At 72.8% G+C, this 872-nt stretch carries 1 protein-coding gene and 1 pseudogene; both read left to right on the plus strand.

The window, feature by feature from the left end; genetic code table 11:
• Window positions 1-471 (plus strand): annotated as a pseudogene (locus DW299_RS10030) (cytochrome bc1 complex cytochrome b subunit); the annotation flags it as partial.
• On the plus strand, window positions 449-872 hold a 424-nt coding region (locus DW299_RS19065), incomplete at its 3' end, for a hypothetical protein (RefSeq protein ID WP_168443113.1). The pseudogene DW299_RS10030 and the gene DW299_RS19065, both read left to right, overlap by 23 nt.

The raw sequence follows: 872 nt of genomic DNA on the forward strand, positions 1-872 counted from the left end.
ACGCACTTCATGCTCACGATGGAGGGCGTGATCCACACACTCCAGGCGCTGCTGATCCTCGGTCCCGTGCTCGGATACGTCCTGACGAAGCGGATCTGCCTGGCGCTGCAGAAGAAGGACCGCGAGATCGTGCTGCACGGCTTCGAGACGGGTCGCATCGTGCGACTGCCCGGCGGCGAGTTCGTCGAGGTGCACCAGCCCGTCGACGAGTACGAGCGCTGGAAACTCATCGACGTGGAGTCGTATCAGCCGCTGGTCGTGCGGCCGAACGCGAAGGGGCGCATTCCGTGGCATCAGAACCTGCGCGCCGCGGTGTCGCGGTGGTTCTTCGAGGACAGGCTGCTGCCGCTCACCAGGGCCGAGGTGCACGCGGCCGACAGCGCCCACGGGTCGCACGCGGCGGTGGAGGCTCCGGACACGGACGGCACCGCGGGAGACGGCCCGGAGCATGGCGCACAGACCGACCGTTGACGCCGGCAGGCTCCGCGGGGCGCGGGTGGCCCTCGGCGCGGGGGTGGTCGTGGTCGCGTTCCTCGTCGCTGGCACACCGGCGGCCCTGGGGGCGTTCGCCATCGTCGTCGGGTTCGGCGCGGTCCGCCGTGCCCGGCGCCGCCCGGAGCGACCACCCCGCCTGACGTTCACGTTCGCCGTGGTCGATGTCGGCGGCGACGGCGCCCCGTGCCTGCTGCTGTCTCTGCCTCCCGACGCGGACGAGACCGTGGCGGAGGTGCTGCGTGCGCACGGGTGGAGCACCCTGGAGCCGCCCGTCAACGGTCCGGTCGCACCGGTGCGGCGGGTGGGCGTGGAGTTCCGCGGCGACGACGGCCTGCGGCTGCGCGACCTCGGGGTGCCCGGGCCCGCCTACGCCGAGG

Origin of the sequence: Microbacterium sp. K35 (assembly GCF_004794375.1) — a bacterium.
Classification (GTDB): Bacteria; Actinomycetota; Actinomycetes; order Actinomycetales; family Microbacteriaceae; genus Microbacterium; species Microbacterium sufflavum.